At 71.9% G+C, this 15,328-nt stretch carries 19 protein-coding genes; 6 read left to right on the top strand and 13 right to left on the bottom strand.

The features are described 5' to 3' along the window. Window positions 1-2: 2 nt before the first annotated feature. Both hisI and ACZ6SA_RS33590 read right to left on the bottom strand, forming a co-directional pair. The gene (hisI, locus tag ACZ6SA_RS33595) at window positions 3-350 is read right to left on the bottom strand and encodes a phosphoribosyl-AMP cyclohydrolase (protein WP_347642793.1); all 348 of its coding nucleotides are present in this window, start codon (window positions 348-350) and stop codon (window positions 3-5) included. A 50-nt stretch (window positions 351-400) separates the two neighbouring features. Beyond that, window positions 401-721: an STAS domain-containing protein gene (locus tag ACZ6SA_RS33590; RefSeq protein ID WP_347642792.1), complete on the bottom strand. Its 321-nt coding sequence runs from the start codon at window positions 719-721 to the stop codon at window positions 401-403. Window positions 722-995: 274 nt separating this feature from the next. On the opposite strand from ACZ6SA_RS33590, the gene ACZ6SA_RS33585 reads away from it, so the two are divergent. Then, complete coding sequence (locus tag ACZ6SA_RS33585; protein WP_465832720.1) at window positions 996-1,373, top strand: ATP-binding protein; 378 nt, start codon at window positions 996-998, stop codon at window positions 1,371-1,373. A gap of 155 nt (window positions 1,374-1,528) precedes the next feature. Here the strand turns inward: ACZ6SA_RS33585 and ACZ6SA_RS33580 are convergent, their stop codons facing one another. Both ACZ6SA_RS33580 and ACZ6SA_RS33575 read right to left on the bottom strand, forming a co-directional pair. Next, complete coding sequence (locus ACZ6SA_RS33580; RefSeq protein ID WP_347642790.1) at window positions 1,529-3,310, bottom strand: ABC transporter ATP-binding protein; 1,782 nt, start codon at window positions 3,308-3,310, stop codon at window positions 1,529-1,531. After that, window positions 3,307-5,094: an ABC transporter ATP-binding protein gene (locus ACZ6SA_RS33575; protein WP_347643134.1), complete on the bottom strand. Its 1,788-nt coding sequence runs from the start codon at window positions 5,092-5,094 to the stop codon at window positions 3,307-3,309. Before ACZ6SA_RS33575 ends, ACZ6SA_RS33580 begins: the two co-directional genes overlap by 4 nt. Window positions 5,095-5,207: 113 nt before the next feature. Here ACZ6SA_RS33575 and ACZ6SA_RS33570 point away from each other — a divergent pair, with 113 nt between their 5' ends. The 3 genes from ACZ6SA_RS33570 to ACZ6SA_RS33560 all read left to right on the top strand — a co-directional run bounded on the left by ACZ6SA_RS33570 (window position 5,208) and on the right by ACZ6SA_RS33560 (window position 7,601). Then, entirely contained in the window at window positions 5,208-5,837 is a 630-nt protein-coding gene (locus ACZ6SA_RS33570) for a TIGR03085 family metal-binding protein (RefSeq protein WP_347642789.1), read from the top strand. A gap of 176 nt (window positions 5,838-6,013) precedes the next feature. Beyond that, window positions 6,014-6,178 (top strand): hypothetical protein, encoded by a 165-nt coding sequence (locus ACZ6SA_RS33565; RefSeq protein WP_165959967.1) that lies wholly within the window; start codon window positions 6,014-6,016, stop codon window positions 6,176-6,178. A 61-nt stretch (window positions 6,179-6,239) separates the two neighbouring features. Then, window positions 6,240-7,601 (top strand): glutamine synthetase family protein, encoded by a 1,362-nt coding sequence (locus tag ACZ6SA_RS33560; RefSeq protein ID WP_465832717.1) that lies wholly within the window; start codon window positions 6,240-6,242, stop codon window positions 7,599-7,601. 4 nt (window positions 7,602-7,605) lie between these two features. On the opposite strand, the gene hisF is transcribed toward ACZ6SA_RS33560, so the two are convergent. From hisF to hisD, 9 genes are read right to left on the bottom strand one after another with little or no spacing between them, the layout of a single operon-like run. Further along, window positions 7,606-8,367, bottom strand: a complete 762-nt coding sequence (gene hisF, locus ACZ6SA_RS33555) for an imidazole glycerol phosphate synthase subunit HisF (RefSeq protein ID WP_132600939.1) — start codon at window positions 8,365-8,367, stop codon at window positions 7,606-7,608. Further along, window positions 8,364-8,774, bottom strand: a complete 411-nt coding sequence (locus ACZ6SA_RS33550; RefSeq protein WP_347642787.1) for a Rid family hydrolase — start codon at window positions 8,772-8,774, stop codon at window positions 8,364-8,366. Before ACZ6SA_RS33550 ends, hisF begins: the two co-directional genes overlap by 4 nt. A 20-nt stretch (window positions 8,775-8,794) precedes the next feature. Continuing rightward, window positions 8,795-9,517: a bifunctional 1-(5-phosphoribosyl)-5-((5-phosphoribosylamino)methylideneamino)imidazole-4-carboxamide isomerase/phosphoribosylanthranilate isomerase PriA gene (priA, locus tag ACZ6SA_RS33545; RefSeq protein WP_347621512.1), complete on the bottom strand. Its 723-nt coding sequence runs from the start codon at window positions 9,515-9,517 to the stop codon at window positions 8,795-8,797. After that, entirely contained in the window at window positions 9,517-9,846 is a 330-nt protein-coding gene (locus ACZ6SA_RS33540) for a hypothetical protein (RefSeq protein ID WP_347642786.1), read from the bottom strand. The genes priA and ACZ6SA_RS33540 overlap by 1 nt, the downstream gene beginning before the upstream one ends. A gap of 25 nt (window positions 9,847-9,871) precedes the next feature. Next, window positions 9,872-10,504, bottom strand: a complete 633-nt coding sequence (gene hisH / locus ACZ6SA_RS33535; RefSeq protein ID WP_347642785.1) for an imidazole glycerol phosphate synthase subunit HisH — start codon at window positions 10,502-10,504, stop codon at window positions 9,872-9,874. Beyond that, complete coding sequence (locus ACZ6SA_RS33530) at window positions 10,501-10,656, bottom strand: hypothetical protein (protein ID WP_347621515.1); 156 nt, start codon at window positions 10,654-10,656, stop codon at window positions 10,501-10,503. The genes hisH and ACZ6SA_RS33530 overlap by 4 nt, the downstream gene beginning before the upstream one ends. After that, entirely contained in the window at window positions 10,653-11,246 is a 594-nt protein-coding gene (gene hisB, locus ACZ6SA_RS33525; protein ID WP_347621516.1) for an imidazoleglycerol-phosphate dehydratase HisB, read from the bottom strand. The genes ACZ6SA_RS33530 and hisB overlap by 4 nt, the downstream gene beginning before the upstream one ends. Further along, entirely contained in the window at window positions 11,243-12,313 is a 1,071-nt protein-coding gene (locus ACZ6SA_RS33520; RefSeq protein ID WP_347642784.1) for a histidinol-phosphate transaminase, read from the bottom strand. The genes hisB and ACZ6SA_RS33520 overlap by 4 nt, the downstream gene beginning before the upstream one ends. Beyond that, the gene (hisD, locus tag ACZ6SA_RS33515) at window positions 12,310-13,626 is read right to left on the bottom strand and encodes a histidinol dehydrogenase (protein ID WP_465832711.1); all 1,317 of its coding nucleotides are present in this window, start codon (window positions 13,624-13,626) and stop codon (window positions 12,310-12,312) included. The genes ACZ6SA_RS33520 and hisD overlap by 4 nt, the downstream gene beginning before the upstream one ends. A 420-nt stretch (window positions 13,627-14,046) precedes the next feature. Between hisD and ACZ6SA_RS33510 the strand changes: the two genes are divergently transcribed. Both ACZ6SA_RS33510 and ligD read left to right on the top strand, forming a co-directional pair. Beyond that, entirely contained in the window at window positions 14,047-14,241 is a 195-nt protein-coding gene (locus tag ACZ6SA_RS33510; RefSeq protein ID WP_347621519.1) for a hypothetical protein, read from the top strand. A gap of 48 nt (window positions 14,242-14,289) precedes the next feature. Continuing rightward, window positions 14,290-15,294: a non-homologous end-joining DNA ligase gene (ligD, locus tag ACZ6SA_RS33505; RefSeq protein WP_347642783.1), complete on the top strand. Its 1,005-nt coding sequence runs from the start codon at window positions 14,290-14,292 to the stop codon at window positions 15,292-15,294. The last annotated feature ends 34 nt before the right edge of the window (window positions 15,295-15,328 follow it).

Here is a 15,328-nt window from a genome sequence, read left to right as displayed (position 1 = left end):
TCCTAGCTCGGCGCGAGCTCTAGCGGGTCGGCGTCGAAGCAGGTGCGATCACCCGTGTGGCACGCCCCGTCGACCTGGTCGACCTTGACCAGGATGGTGTCGCCGTCACAGTCGAGCGCCACGGACTTGACCTGCTGGACATGGCCGGAGGTGGCGCCCTTGACCCAGAGCTCCGCCCGGCTGCGGGACCAGTAGGTGGCCCTGCCGGTGGTGAGCGTCCGATGCAGCGCCTCGTCGTTCATCCAGGCCAGCATGAGCACCTCACCGGTGTCGTACTGCTGCGCGATCGCGGGGACCAGGCCGTCGGGATTGCGCTTCAACCGTGCGGCGATCTTGGCGTCGAGGGACATGCAGCCCATTCAACCAGCTCGTGTCCCCGCCCCCGCCACCGGCGCGAGCCTCAGGCCAGGGCTTGGGGAAGGGTGTCGTAGATGGGGAAGAGCGGGGCCAGGTTGGTCCTGCGCAGCCGCCGGAGCACCTGCCCGGGGGGTGCGACCAGAGCCATCGTGCCGTCCCTGTCGCGCAGCGTGGCGAGCGCGCGCACCAGGACGCCCAGCCCTGTCGTGTCGATGAAGCCCAGGCCGGTCAGATCCACGACCAGTCGGGGGACGTGCTCCGCCACGGCTTCATCGAGACATTTCCTGACTTCGGAAACGTTGTCGACGTCGACCTCCCCCGCCAGGCTCACCACCACAAGATCTCCGTGTCGGCGTCGCGTCATCTCCAGCACATCCGCGCCCATGCTCCTCATGACCCCTCCCGTGGGCGGCCCCGCCGAAAAGGTACACCTGCCCGCGACGCGTCACGGTGGGTTTTACCGAGAATGCGGTACGTGATGGCGCGGAGCGGAGTAATTTCGGTTTCCCGAGCCTGCCGTGGGAGGGCCGTCGTGGTGCACGTCGTAGGCTCCGCTCCCCGTTCCCGCCGGGTCTACCTCGGGCCGGCCTGGGCGGTCAGGTCCGCCGTCGTCCTGCGGGTGCGCGGTGGATAGGCAGGTGCTCCGCGTCAGCTTCGCGCGGGGGCAGATCACGGGGCTGCGCAGGACCGTGACCGAGCACGCCGCCGGCGAGGGGATGGCAGGCGGGCGGCTCGAGGACTTCGTGCTGGCGGTCAACGAGGTCGCCACCAACGCGGTGGTGCACGGCGGAGGCCACGGGCGGTTGCGGCTGTGGACGCGGGACGGGCGCCTGTGGTGCGAGGTCGCCGACGACGGCCCCGGGCTGCCACCCGGGTGGATGGGCGACACGCGGCCGCCCAGGGGGTACGACTTCCGGGGTCGGGGCCTGTGGCTGACGCGCATGGTGTGCGAGCACCTCATGATCGTTTCAGGGCCACGTGGCACGACCGTGACGTTCGCCTCGGCGAAACCGTGACAGGAGCGCCTCCCGGGGCCCGGTGGACGGCCCGGTGGACGGCACGGCGGACGGCCCGGTGGACGGCACGGCGGACGGCACGGCGGACGGCACGGCGGACGGCACGGCGGACGGCACGGCGGGAGCCCGGAAGGACGAGCCGGCGCGGCCGCGGGTCACGAGTGGGCGGCCGAGATCCACGAGGCGTGCAGGTCGGCGTACACGCCCGGCCGGCCCGCCAGCTCCGTGTGGTGGCCGCGCTGCACCAGCCGGCCGCCGTCGAAGACCAGCACCTCGTCGGCGTTCTCAGCCGTGGACAGGCGGTGCGCGATCGAGATGGCGGTGCGGCCGCGGGTGACGCCCTCCAGCGCCCGCGCCAGCCGTACCTCGGTGGCCGGGTCGACCGCCGAGGTGGCCTCGTCGAGCAGGAGCAGGTCGGGGTCGGCGAGGTAGGCGCGGGCCAGGGCGACGAGCTGGCGCTCGCCCGCCGACAGTGACTCGCCGCGCTGGCCGACGGCCGTGTCCAGGCCCGCGGGCAGGCCTTCGAGCCAGTCGGTCAGGCCCAGCTCGGTCATCGCGAGCCGGATCTCGTCGGTGGTGGCGGACGGCTTGCCGTAGCGGATGTTCGCCTCCAGCGTCCCGTCGAACAGGAAGCCGTCCTGGGGGACCATGACGATGCGCTCGCGCAGCGAGGAGAAGCGGATGTGGCGCAGGTCGTGGCCGTCCACGGTGACGCGGCCCGCGCCCGGGTCCATGAGACGCGTCAGGAGCTTGGCGAACGTGGTCTTGCCCGACCCCGTCTCCCCCACGACCGCGACACGCGAGCGCGGCGGGATCTCGACGGTGACCTCGCGCAGCACGGGCACGCCGCCCGGGTAGGAGAAGTGCACGTCCTCGAAGGCGACCGAGATGGGGCCGCGGGGCAGTTCCACGCCCTGGTCGCCGGGGTCGGCCACGTCCGGCGGGGTGTCGATGACGCCGAGGACGCGCCGCCAGCCCGCGACGGCGTTCTGGGCCTCGTTCAGCACCTCGGTGGCGGTCTGGAGCGGCGAGACGAACAGGGTGATCAGGAACAGGAACGCCACCAGCTCGCCCTGCGTGATCTCGCCCGACATCCCGAGCCGCACGCCCAGCAGCACGATGCCGGCGATGGCGACGGCCGCCACGATCTCGGTGAGCGGGAAGACGAAGCCGACGATGGTCTGCGCCCTGGTCTGGGCGCGCCTGTTGGCGTCGACCGCCTGGTCGATGCGCTCGGCCGTACGGCGCTCCGAGGCGTAGGCCCTGATGACGGCGGCGCCGACGACGGACTCGCTGACCGCGGCCAGCATGTCGCCGGTGCGCTCGCGCACGGTCGTGTACGCCCGCGACAGCAGCCTCTGGAAGCGCGGCAGGGCGATCATCAGGGGGATGAAGCACAACCAGACGAGCAGGGTGAGCTGCCAGGAGTAGACGAACATCAGCACCGTGGCCACGAACAGCTGGCCGAACGCCACGATGATCATCAGCCCGCCCCACTGCATGAACGTGCTGATCTGGTCGATGTCGTTGGTGACGCGCGAGACCAGGGAGCCGCGGCGCTCGGTGTTCTGGGTGAGCACGGACAGGTCGTGCACGTGCCGGAACCCGCGCACGCGCAGCGTGGCGAGGGACGACTCCGTCGCCTTGTAGAGGCGGACGTTCATGACGTAGCCGGCGGCGGCTGTGAGCAGCACCGCGCCCGCGCAGACCAGGATGGCCCGGGTGATGTACGCGGTGTCCGGAGTGCCGGTCTTGAGTCCCGTGTCGATCGTCTGCTGGACGGCGACCGGCACGATGATCTTGCCGATGGTCGCGACGACCGCCAGCAGCAGCGTGACCACCAGCCCCTTGCGGAACTCCGGCGTGAGCGAGAGCCCATGCCGGATGGTGGCCAGCGCCGAACGTTCGGAGTTGCCTCGGATGACCTCGGCCGTCATGCGCTGACTTCCTCTTCTTCTCCGGCCGGCACGTCGATGGCGGCGCGCTCGGCCTCCTCACGCTCGTAGGCGGTCACCAGGTTGCGGTAGCCTGCGCAGCGGCTGATCAGCTCGTCGTGCGGGCCGCGGTCGACGACCCGGCCGTGGTCGAGGTAGACGACCTCGTCGGCGAGGGCGATGGTCGCCATCCGGTAGGCGACGACCACGACGGTGGACGCCTCGGCGGCGTCCCGCAGCCCGTACAGGATCTTGGCCTCGACCTGGGGGTCCACGCTGGAGGTGGCGTCGTCGAGGATGAGCAGGCGCGGCCGGCGCACGACCGCGCGGGCCAGCGCGAGGCGCTGGCGCTGGCCGCCGGACAGCGAGGTGCCGCGCTCACCGACGCGCGTGTCGAGCCCGTCGGCCAGCCGGTCGACGAACCCGTCGGCCTGCGCCAGCCGCAGGGCCGCCCGCACGTCCTCGTCGCCGGTGTCGAGGCCGAGCGTGATGTTGCCGCGCACGGTGTCGTCGAACAGGAACGTCTGCTGCGGCACCAGGGCGACCGATGCGGCGATGCCGCCGTGGGCCAGCTCCCGGACGTCCACGCCGTCGAGCAGGACCTGCCCCTTGCCGGGGTCGACGAGCCGGACGAGCAGCTGCACGAGCGTGGACTTGCCCGACCCCGTGGGGCCGACCAGCGCGACGGTACGGCCGGCGGGCACGTCGAAGGTCACCTCGTGCAGCACCTCGGCCTCGCCGTAGGAGTAGGAGACGTCGCGGACCTCGAGCGCGGCGGGCGCGGTCGAGGTCGCGGCGGCCTGCCCGTACTCCATGGAGCCGCTCGCGTCCAGCACGGCCTGGACCCGCTGCCAGCCGACGACGCTGCGCGGCAGCTCGGCCAGCACCCAGCCGAGCGCCCTGATCGGGAAGGCCAGCAGCGTGAACAGGTAGGCGACCTGCACCAGGTCGCCGGAGTCGATCAAGCCGCCGGACAGCCGGGCCGAGCCGACGCCCAGCACCGCGAGCACGCCGATCGTGGGCAGGGCCTCCAGCATCGGGTCGAACAGCCCGCGCACGCGCCCGACCGCGATGTTGGCGTCGCGCAGCTCGTGGGCGCGCCGCTGGAACCGCTCGGTCTCCAGGTCCTCCCTGCCGAGGGTCTTGATGACGAGCGCGCCGTCGAAGCTCTCGTGCGCGATCTCGCTGACCTCGGCGCGCAGTTGCTGGGCGCGGGTGGCGAGCGGGCTGAGCTTGCGCTGATAGACAAGGTTGAGTACGGCGATCGCCGGAAATATCAGGAAGCCGACCAGCGCCAGCACGAGATCCGTGAACACCATCGCGACCGCCGCGGTGACCAGCATGACGATCACGCCCACGGCCATCGGCAGCGGCGCCAGCGGCGCCCAGGCGGCCTCGGCGTCGGCGCTGGCGTTCGACAGCAGCTGCCCCGTCGGGTGCCGGTGGTGCCACGACAGCGGCAGCCGCAGGTACTGCTTGGTCACGTCCCTGCGCGACCTGGCCTGCATGCGGTACTGCAGGATGCCGGCCAGGATCCGCCGGCCCGCCACGCCCAGCGCCTTGAGCAGCGCCGTGCCCAGGATCAGGAACGTTCCCGTCCACAACGCGCCCGCGACGGCGCGGCCCTCGCCGAAGGCCGGCAGCACGACGTTCTGGGTGGCCCACCCGAGGGCCCATGCGGAGGCGACGGTCATGCCCCCGTAGACGGCGCTGGCCAGCACCGCCAGCGTGAACACCGCCTTCTCCGTGCGAATGGCCACCCCAAGGACCCGCAGTCCTTGGCGCATCACGGCCGAGGTGACCTTGCTCGCCACTCGGTGGGTCCTCTCATCGCGGCATTTCTACGTATGTCACTATCACCCCTGATCATCTCGTTATTCCCGCGGGTAGGGTTGCCCGTGTGACTCACGCTCGTGGCGAACGCACCGCGCTCTGCGACCTGCTCGACCGGATCGGCCCCGACGCCCCGACGTTGTGCGCGGGCTGGAGCACCTACGACCTGGCCGCGCACCTCGTGCTGCGCGAGCGCAGGCCCGACGCGATGGGCGGCATCGCGCTCAGGCCGCTCGCCGGCTACACCGCCTCGGTCCAGAACGCGCTCAAGGCCAGGCATCCCTATCCCGAGCTGGTCGCCAAGGTGCGCGAGCCCGGCGGCGTGTTCCGGCTCGTGAAGGCCCTCGACCAGGCCGTCAACACCATCGAGCTCTTCGTGCACCACGAGGACGTCCGCCGCGCGCAGCCGTCGTGGGAGCCGCGCGAGCTGCCCGCGGAGCTGGAGGAGGTCTTCTGGAAGCGGCTGTCGTCCGGCGCCAGGCTGATGTTGCGCAGGGCCCCGGTGGGCGTGGTGCTGCACCGGCTGGGTGGCGGAGTGCTGCTGGCCGGCCCGCGCGGAGGCCCCAAGGTCGAGGTCACCGGCAGGGCCGGCGAGCTGCTGATGTTCTGCTTCGGACGGCAGGCGCACGCGAAGGTGGAGCTCACCGGCACGCCCGAGAACGCCGAACGGCTGCGCGAGGCGCCCCTCGGCATGTAGCCGCGCGCCGATGGCGCAATTCCCGGCACCACAGGCGCTCGCAGCCCGTCTCTAGCCCTTACCATGGCAGAGGAAAGAAGCCCCCCGGTTAGGATCATGAACATCTTCATAGAAGATGCCAGTGATCGCCCAGATCCGGGTATATACGGCTGGGAATGGACTGCAGGAGGCCCCCCATGCAGGTCAAGAAGGTGATCACCTACGTCGCTGTCGCGTTCGTGGTCTTCTACCTGTTCACCCGGCCGGCCGAAGCCGCCGCCGCGGTCAACGGTGTGTTCGACGGAATTCTTCAGGGAGCCAATCAGTTGGCCACGTTCTTCTCAAGTGTTCTGACCCCCTGACCAACGGTTCTGTCTGCGTCAGGTGCTTCCAAGCGCTGCCGGATCGTGTTACGCAGGCAGGATGAGAGATCGCCCGAGCGGCACCACGATCCATCAGCTCGGCGCCACCGCGCGGCGCGTCCTCGAGCGAGCAGAGCTCGAGGGCATCGAGCTGATCCGTTTCCTGTACGCCGACCACGGAGGCGTGATCCGTGGCAAAGCGGCGTCCCGGTCACGGCTGGCCGAACGGCTCAACACCGGCATCGGGCACACCGTCGCCATGATGGCGATGAACATGCTCGACCAGCTCCAGGACGTCGAGCACATGGGTCCGGTGGGCGAGGTGCGCATCGTTCCCGACCCCGCGACCTACGTCACGTTGCCGCACGCGCCGGGTGCGGCGACGATGCTGTCCGACCTGCGCCTGCCCGACGGCTCCCCATGGGGCGCGTGCCCCCGGACCTTCCTCAAAGACGCCATCGCCGAGCTGGCCGCCGAGGGTTACACGCTGGTCGCCGCGTTCGAGCCCGAGTTCACGCTCGGCCGCCGCCTGCCCGACCCGTACGGCGGCCCCGACCGGCTGGTGCCCATCGACGACTCGCTCTGCTACGCGGGCACCGGCTTCGACACGGCCCACGACTACACGATCACGCTCATCCGCGCCCTGGAGACGCAGGGCCTGCGCGTCGAGCACTGCCATCCCGAGCTGGGCCCCGGCCAGCAGGAGCTGTCGGTCCACCACGCGCCCGCGCTGCGGGCCGCCGACAACCACGTCCTCTACCGCGAGACCGTGCGCGGCGTCGCCATGCGCATGCAGCTGTGGGCCTCGCTGGCGCCCAAACCGCTGGCCGACCAGGCCGGCAACGGCGCCCACCTGCACCTTTCGCTGTGGCGCGACGGCCGAAACGTCTTCGCCGGCGACGGCGAGACGCGCGACGGCTTCATCGGCGGCCTGCTCGCCCACCTGCCCGCGCTCACCGCGCTGACCTGCGGCAGTGTCAACAGCTTCCGCCGCCTCGCACCCCGCATGTGGTCGAGCGCGTACGCCGTCTACGGCCCCGACAACCGGGAGGCCGCGGTCCGCGTCTGCTCGCCCCTCGGGGAGACCGGGGAGCCCAACCTGGAGCTGAAGCCGTCCGACTCCTCCGCCAACCCCTACCTGTCGCTGGGCGCCGTCATCCACGCGGGTCTCGACGGCATGCGGCGCAAGCTCGATCCGGGCGAGGCCGTGGACGTCGACCCCGACACGCGGCCCGGCCGGTATCCGCGGCTGCCGTCGTCACTGGACAAGGCGCTCGACGCGCTGGAGGGCGACGAGATGCTCATGGAGGCGCTCGGGCCGCTGCGGCGCGACGCGTACCTCGCCGTCAAGCGGTCGGAGGCGGCCGCGTTCGCCGCCGAGGACGCCTCCTACGAGCTGTTCCACCACCTCCGGGCGTTCTGACGCGCTAGCGGACCGGGTGGCCCGCCATCCGGAGCGTCTCCTTGACCTCGGAGATCTTCAACGTGCCGAAGTGGAACACGCTGGCCGCCAGCACCGCGTCGGCGCCCGCCGCCACCGCCGGAGGAAAGTCCTCCAGGCGTCCGGCGCCGCCGCTGGCGATCACCGGCACGCGCACGACGGCCCGGACCGCGCGCAACATCTCCAGGTCGTAGCCGTCGAGCGTGCCGTCGCCGTCCATCGAGTTGAGCAGGATCTCGCCCACGCCTAGCTCCTCGCCGCGCGCGGCCCACTCCACCGCGTCGATGCCGGTGCCGCGGCGGCCGCCGTGCGTCGTCACCTCGAAGCCGCTCGGGGTGCCGGGCGCGCGGCGGGCGTCCACGGACAGCACGACGCACTGGGCGCCGAACCGCCGGGACGCCTCGGTGAGCAGCTCGGGCCGGGCGATGGCCGCGGTGTTGAGCGACACCTTGTCGGCGCCGGCGCGCAGCAGCCGGTTGACGTCGTCGACCGCGCGCACGCCGCCGCCCACGGTGAGCGGGATGAACACCTGCTCGGCGGTCCTGCGCACCACGTCCAGCATGGTCTCGCGCTCGCCGGACGACGCGGTGATGTCGAGGAAGGTCAGCTCGTCGGCGCCCTCCTCGTCGTAGCGCCTGGCCAGCTCGACCGGGTCGCCCGCGTCGCGCAGGTTCTCGAAGTTGACGCCCTTGACGACGCGTCCGGCGTCCACGTCGAGACAGGGAATGACTCTTACCGCCACGGTCATGCTCGCAGTGCCTCGATTTCGATCTCGACCAGCATCCTCGGGTCGACCAGTCCGGCCACCCGCACCCCGGTGCAGGCGGGGCGCACCTCGCGGAAGACGTCGTGGATGGCCCGGCCCACGGGGTCGAAGTGGCGCTGCTCCACGACGTAATAGCGGACCATGACGACGTCCTCGCGGGTCAGGCCGCCGGTCGCGACCGCCGCCAGGGCGATGTCGATCGCGGTCAGGGCCTGCTCGTAGGCGTCGCCGATGTGGCGCACCTCTCCTTCGACGGTGGCCGTGCAACCGGACACGATCACCCGGTCACCCGCGATGACCGCGCGGGCGTAGCCGTACCTCTCCTCCCAGACGCCACCCGAGAACACCCTCCGCCCGGTGTTCTCCATGCCGATGCTGCTGACGCTCATCCCGCCCCCTCCCGGCGAAGCTACACGCGTACCGCGGCAAGCGCTTCTTCCAGCGTGAACGCGTGAGCGTACAGGGCCCTGCCCACGATGGCACCCTCCACTCCGTCGGGAACGAGAGAGGAGAGCGCGATCAGGTCGTCGAGGCTCGACACGCCGCCGCTGGCCACGACCGGCCGGTCGGTGCGGGCGCAGATCCGGCGGTAGAGCTCGAGGTTGGGGCCCTGCAGCATGCCGTCCTTGGTCACGTCGGTGACGACGTAGCGAGGGCAGCCGTCGGCCTCGAGCCGGTCGAGCGCCTCCCACAGGTCGCCGGCGTCCTTGGTCCAGCCGCGGGCGGCCAGCGTGGTGCCGCGCACGTCGAGGCCCACCGCGATCCGGTCGCCGTGCTCGGCGATGATCTTCCGGCACCAGCCGGGGTTCTCCAGCGCGGCGGTCCCGATGTTGACCCGGCGGCAGCCGGTGGCCAGCGCGGCGGCCAGCGAGTCGTCGTCGCGGATGCCGCCGGACAGCTCGACGTTCACGTCCAGCTTGCCGATCACCTCGGCGATCAGCTCGCGGTTGCCGCCCCGGCCGAACGCGGCGTCGAGGTCGACCATGTGGATCCACTCGGCGCCGGCGTCCTGCCAGGCGAGCGCGGCGGCCAGCGGCTCGCCGTGGCGGGTCTCGGTGCCGGCCTCGCCCTGCGTCAGGCGTACGGCCTGGCCACCGGCCACGTCGACGGCGGGCAACAACTGCAACGACATCAGATCCTCCGGTCGAAGGCGAGGGTCACGACAACGGGTGTGAGCAGCAGGGACAGGACGAGGACGCCGAAGCTGAGCGGCGGCGAGCCCCAGACCAGCCAGACGATCAGCTGCACGAGCAGGAGCCCGAGCGCCACCACGGCGTTCTGGGCGCGGCGGCGGCGGGCGAGCAGGCCGCCCTGGCGGGCGATGCGCGCCGGGCGCGGGACCACCCGGCCCAGGAGCGCGCGGCGGCGGGCCCGGCGTGCCTGCCGCAGCTCGTTGGCCCGGATGGCGCGGGCCCGCTCCGCCTCGCGCTCGGCCCGCCGCCGGGCGCGTTCCTTGCTCACCGGACCTCCAGGCCCGCTCGCCCGCTCACAGCGTGCCGAGCCAGTTGCGGAGCAGGGCGGCGCCGGCGTCGCCGGACTTCTCGGGGTGGAACTGGGTGGCCATGAGCGGGCCGTTCTCCACGGCGGCCACGAACGGCACGCCGTGCTCGGCCCACGTGACGAGCGGATCGGAGAAACCGTCGCCCGCCTGCAGCTCCCACTCGCGCACGCCGTAGGAGTGGACGAAGTAGAAGCGGGTGGCGGGGTCGAGCCCGGCGAACAGCACGCTGCCGGCCGGCGCCTTGACGGTGTTCCAGCCCATGTGGGGCAGCACGGGAGCGTCGAGCCGGCCCACCGTGCCCGGCCACTCGCCGCAGCCCTCGGTCTCCACGCCGTGCTCGACCCCCCGGGCGAACAGGATCTGCATGCCGACGCAGATGCCCAGCACCGGGCGCCCTCCGGACAGGCGGCGGCCGATGATCTGCTCGCCGCGCACGCCCTTGAGACCCGACATGCACGCCTCGAACGCGCCGACGCCCGGCACCACCAGCCCGTCGCAGGAGAGCGCGGCCTCGAAGTCGGACGTCACGGTCACGTCGGCGCCGGCCCTGGCCAGCGCGCGCTCGGCCGAGCGCAGGTTGCCCGACCCGTAGTCGAGCACCACCACGTTCTTGCTCACCACCACAGCACCCCCGCCGTGATCGCCATCGCCGCGCCGAACGCGCACACCGCCGCACCGAGCTTAAGCCCCTGCTTGGCGAGGGAGAACACCCCGCCGATGAGGAAAAGCCCGAGGAAGACCAGCACGCCGGCGATGAGGTTCTCGGTCATAGGACGCCCTTGGTGCTGGGCACCCCCGTGGCGCGGGGGTCGGGCTCGGACGCCTCGCGCAGGGCCCTGGCCAGGGCCTTGAACTGGGACTCCACGATGTGGTGGGCGTTGCGGCCGTAGGGGACGTGGACGTGCAGGCAGATGGCGGCCTGCGCGACGAACGACTCCAGGATGTGGCGGGTCATCGTCGTGTCGTATTCGGGGCCGATCATCGGCGCCATGCCCTCGGGCTCGGAGTGCACGAGGTAGGGGCGGCCGGACAGGTCGACGGTGACCTGGGCCAGCGACTCGTCCAGCGGGCACGACGCGCTGCCGAACCGCCTGATGCCCGACTTGTCGCCCAACGCCTCGCGGAACGCCGCGCCCAGGGCGAGCGCGGTGTCCTCGATCGTGTGGTGCGAGTCGATGTGCAGGTCGCCCTCGGTCTTGACCGTCAGGTCGAACAGGCCGTGCTTGCCCAGCTGGGCCAGCATGTGGTCGTAGAAGCCGACCCCGGTCGACACCTCGACCCGGCCGGTGCCGTCGAGGCCGACCTCCACCAGGACCGAGGTCTCCTTCGTAACACGCTCGACGCGGCCGACGCGACTCACAGCACTCCTTCCAGGGCGGCGCGGAACGCCGCCATCTCCTCGCCGGTGCCGATCGACACCCGCAGCCATTCTGGGGGGCCCACCTCGCGGATGAGCACCCCGCGCTCCAGCAGCCCCTCCCACACCGCGCGCCGGTCGGGGAAGCGCCCGAACAGCACGAAGTTCGCGTCGGAGTCGGCCACCCGCAGGCCCTTGGACCGCAGCCACGCCACCGTGTCGTCGCGTTCGCGCCGCAGCGCGTCGACCGTGCCCAGCAGTTCGGCGCGGTGCCGCAGCGCCACGCGCGCCGCCGTCTGGGTGAGCGTGGACAGGTGGTACGGCAGGCGCACCAGCAGCAGCGCCTGCACCACGGCGGGGTGCGCGGCGAGATAGCCGAGCCGGGTGCCGGCCATGGCGAACGCCTTGGACATCGTCCTGGTGACGATCAGCCGCGGGTGGGCCGGCAGCAGGGTGAGCGCCGACGGGGTGCCCTCGCGGGCGAACTCCGCGTAGGCCTCGTCGACCACGACCACGCCGTGCGCGGCGGCGAGGACCGCCTCGATCGTGGCCAGCGGCTGGGCCGTGCCGGTCGGGTTGTTGGGCGAGGCCAGGAACACGATGTCGGGCCGGTGCTCCTCGATCGCCGCCACGGCCTTGCCGGGGTCGATCGAGAAGTCGGACTCGCGGCTGGCCTGGATCCACTCGGTGCTGGTGCCGCTGGTGATGATCGGGTGCATCGAGTAGGAGGGCTCGAACCCGATGGCGGTGCGGCCGTGGCCGCCGAACGCCTGCAGGATCTGCTGGAGCACCTCGTTGGAGCCGTTGGCGGCCCACACCTGCTCGGCCGTCAGGCCGTGGCCGAGGTAGGCGGCCAGGTCGGCGCGCAGGGCGGTGGCGTCCCTGTCGGGGTAGCGGTTGAGCTCGCCCGCCTGGGCCCGCACCGCCTCGGCCAGGTCGTCGACCAGCCGGGGCGAGGGCGGGTAGGGGTTCTCGTTGGTGTTGAGCCGGACCGGGACGTCGATCTGGGGCGCGCCGTACGGCGTCTTGCCCCTCAGGTCGTCGCGGATGGGCAGGTCGTCGAGGTTCACTCGGTCTCCGTGGGCACTCGCCAGTCGAAACGGGCGCGGATCGCGGCACCGTGCGCGGGCAGGTCTTCGGCGTCGGCCAGCACCGACACATGGGCCGCCGCTCCCGCGAGCGCCTCCCGGGAGTAGTCGACGACGTGAACGCCGCGCAGGAAGGACTGCACCGACAGGCCGCTGGAGTGGCAGGCGCAGCCGCCCGTGGGCAGCACGTGGTTGGACCCGGCGAGGTAGTCGCCGAGCGAGACGGGCGCGTAGGGGCCGACGAAGATCGCTCCGGCGTTCCTGACGCGGGCGGCGACGGCCGCGGCGTTCGCGGTGTGGATCTCCAGGTGCTCGGCGGCGTAGGCGTCGACGACCTTGAGGCCGTCGTCGAGAGAGCTCACCAGCACGATGCCCGACTGCCTGCCGCTCAGCGCCTCGGTGATGCGCTCGGAGTGCCTGGTCGCGGAGACCTGTCCCGGCAGCTCCTTCTCGACCGCGTCGGCCAGCTCGGCGCTGGTGGTGACCAGCACGGCGGCCGCGATCACGTCGTGCTCGGCCTGGCTGATCAGGTCGGCGGCGACGTGGACGGGGTCGGCCGTCTCGTCGGCGAGGATGGCGATCTCGGTGGGACCGGCCTCGGAGTCGATGCCGATGCGGCCCTTGAGCAGCCGCTTGGCCGCCGCCACATAGATGTTGCCCGGGCCGGTGACCATCGTGGCCGCCGGGCACTCCTCGGTTCCGTAGGCGAACATGGCCACCGCCTGCGCCCCGCCGGCCGCGTGGACCTCGTCGACGCCGAGCAGCGCGCACGCGGCCAGGATCGTGGGGTGCGGGAGCCCGCCGTGCTCCTTCTGGGCCGGGCTGGTCACGGCCAGCGAGCCGACGCCGGCCTCCTGGGCGGGCACGACGTTCATCACCACACTGGACGGATAGACCGCCCGGCCGCCGGGGACGTAGAGGCCCACGCGCTCGACGGGCAGCCACCGCTCGGTCACCGTGCCCCCGGGCACGACCTGGGTGGTGACGTCGGCGCGCCGCTGGTCGCGGTGGACGAGCCTGGCCCGCCTGATCGACTCTTCCAGCGCCGCCCTGACCCTGGGGTCGAGCTCGCGGAGCGCCCTGTCGAGGGCCTCGGCGGGGACGCGGGTGGCGGCGATCTCGACTCCGTCGAACCTGGCGGTCAGCTCCCGTACGGCTGCCGCCCCACGATGGCGCACGTCCTCGCAGATGGGCCGCACCTTCTCCAGGGCGGCCTCGACGTCGAGCTCGGCGCGGGGCAGCACGTCGCGCAGGTCCGCGGGAAGCGAACCGCGCATGTCGATACGGGAAATCACCATCACAGTTTACGGAGTCCGGGCGGCGAGTCCCCATCGGTCCACCATGCGGACCTCCTCGGGTGGACTTTCCTGGCGTAACGTGTGACGGCCGCGGGGCGGCGCTCGCCGAAGCCGCGCCCGCGGCCGCCGTCACCCCGGACCGGGCCTGCCGGGGCGGGGGCCATGGCCGTCACGGGGGCACGGCCATGGCCGGGGAAAGCCAGAGCTCTCCCTAGCTGCCCCAGTCGGGCCATCATTAACGCGCCATGCCCGGAAATCTCATGACAGGGGAAACATAACGTTACGGACCTTTACGCCGTCCGCGTGTCACGGACCCCGCACGGAACGGCAGGGCCACCCGCCACCTTCCCACCACGAACAGAGCGAGATGTTTCATATCGCTTGTCCTGTATGTCCGGTTCATTTACTCTCTCCGGCATGGGACAGTGGCACGGCCCCGGCGGCATCCTGGTCGAGGCGATCATCCTCGATGATCGCCCGCTGTTGCGCGTCTCCCACCAGGTCAACGGCAGAAGCTACCTGCGCGGCTACTGCGCCACCGTCGCCGAGCTCGGCGAGCACGGCGTCGACCTGGCCGACCTGGTGGAGAACGCGCCTCTTGACCATCTGTAGACCCCCGTCGGCCACTGCCGGCCCGCCGGAGGGGGTACGGCCTGCACCATGGTCCGGCTGCCTGCCTACAGGCCCATGCTGGCCCAGCTCGGCACCCTGAACGCCGTCCAGGGCGCGGGCTGGGCCGTGGAGATGAAGTGGGACGGCGTACGCGCGCTCGCCTACATCGAGGACGGCCACGTACGCCTGATGTCGCGCAACGCCAAGGACATCACCCCCGCCTACCCCGAACTGCAGCTCATGGGAGGCGCCACCGGCCGGCGCGCGGCCGTCGTCGACGGCGAGATCGTCGCGTTCGACGAGGCGGGACGGCCCAGCTTCGAGGCGCTGCAACCCCGGATGCACCAGCGCAATCCGCGGATCGTGGCCGAGCTGGCCAGGACGGCGCCGGTGACGTTCATGGCGTTCGACATCCTGCACCTCGGCGACGACACCGTCATCGCGCGCCCGTACACCGAACGCAGGGACCTGCTGGAGAGCACGCTCACGCCCGGCTACCGGTGGCAGGTGCCCGTCTGGTTCGCCGGCGAGGCCGGGCAGGCGGTCGACTCCTCCCGCCGGCTCGGGCTCGAAGGGGTCGTGTGCAAGCGGATGAGCTCGCCGTACCGGCCGGGCCGGCGCAGCGCCGAATGGACGAAGGTCAAGAACGTCAGCACCGCCGAGGTCGTGATCTGCGGGTGGAAGCCGGGCGGCGGGCGGCGTTCCGGCACGATCGGCTCGCTGCTGCTCGGCGCGTACGACCCGCGCGGGCGGCTGCGGTTCGTGGGGCACGTCGGCACCGGGTTCACCGAGGCCATGCTCCGCGACCTGCGCGATCGCCTGACGCCGCTGGAGCGGCGTGATCCGCCGTTCGACGAGCCGCTGCCGCGCGAGGACGCCCGGGACGCGCGCTGGGTGGATCCACGGGTGGTCGGCGAGGTGCAGTACGCCGAGGTCACCGGCGACGGCAGGCTGCGCCACCCGTCCTGGCGCGGCCTGCGCCCCGACCGCGAGCCGTCCGAGGCCCGTACGGCCGGAATGGCCCCGCCGGGGACGGACGCGGCCGCGGGCTGACAGGGTGACAGGCAAACCCGCAAACTACACTTTG

The organism is Nonomuraea sp. NPDC049378 (assembly GCF_055586745.1).
The sequence above is the reverse complement of the archived record's forward strand: the minus strand, read 5'-3'. Positions and strand labels throughout refer to the sequence as shown.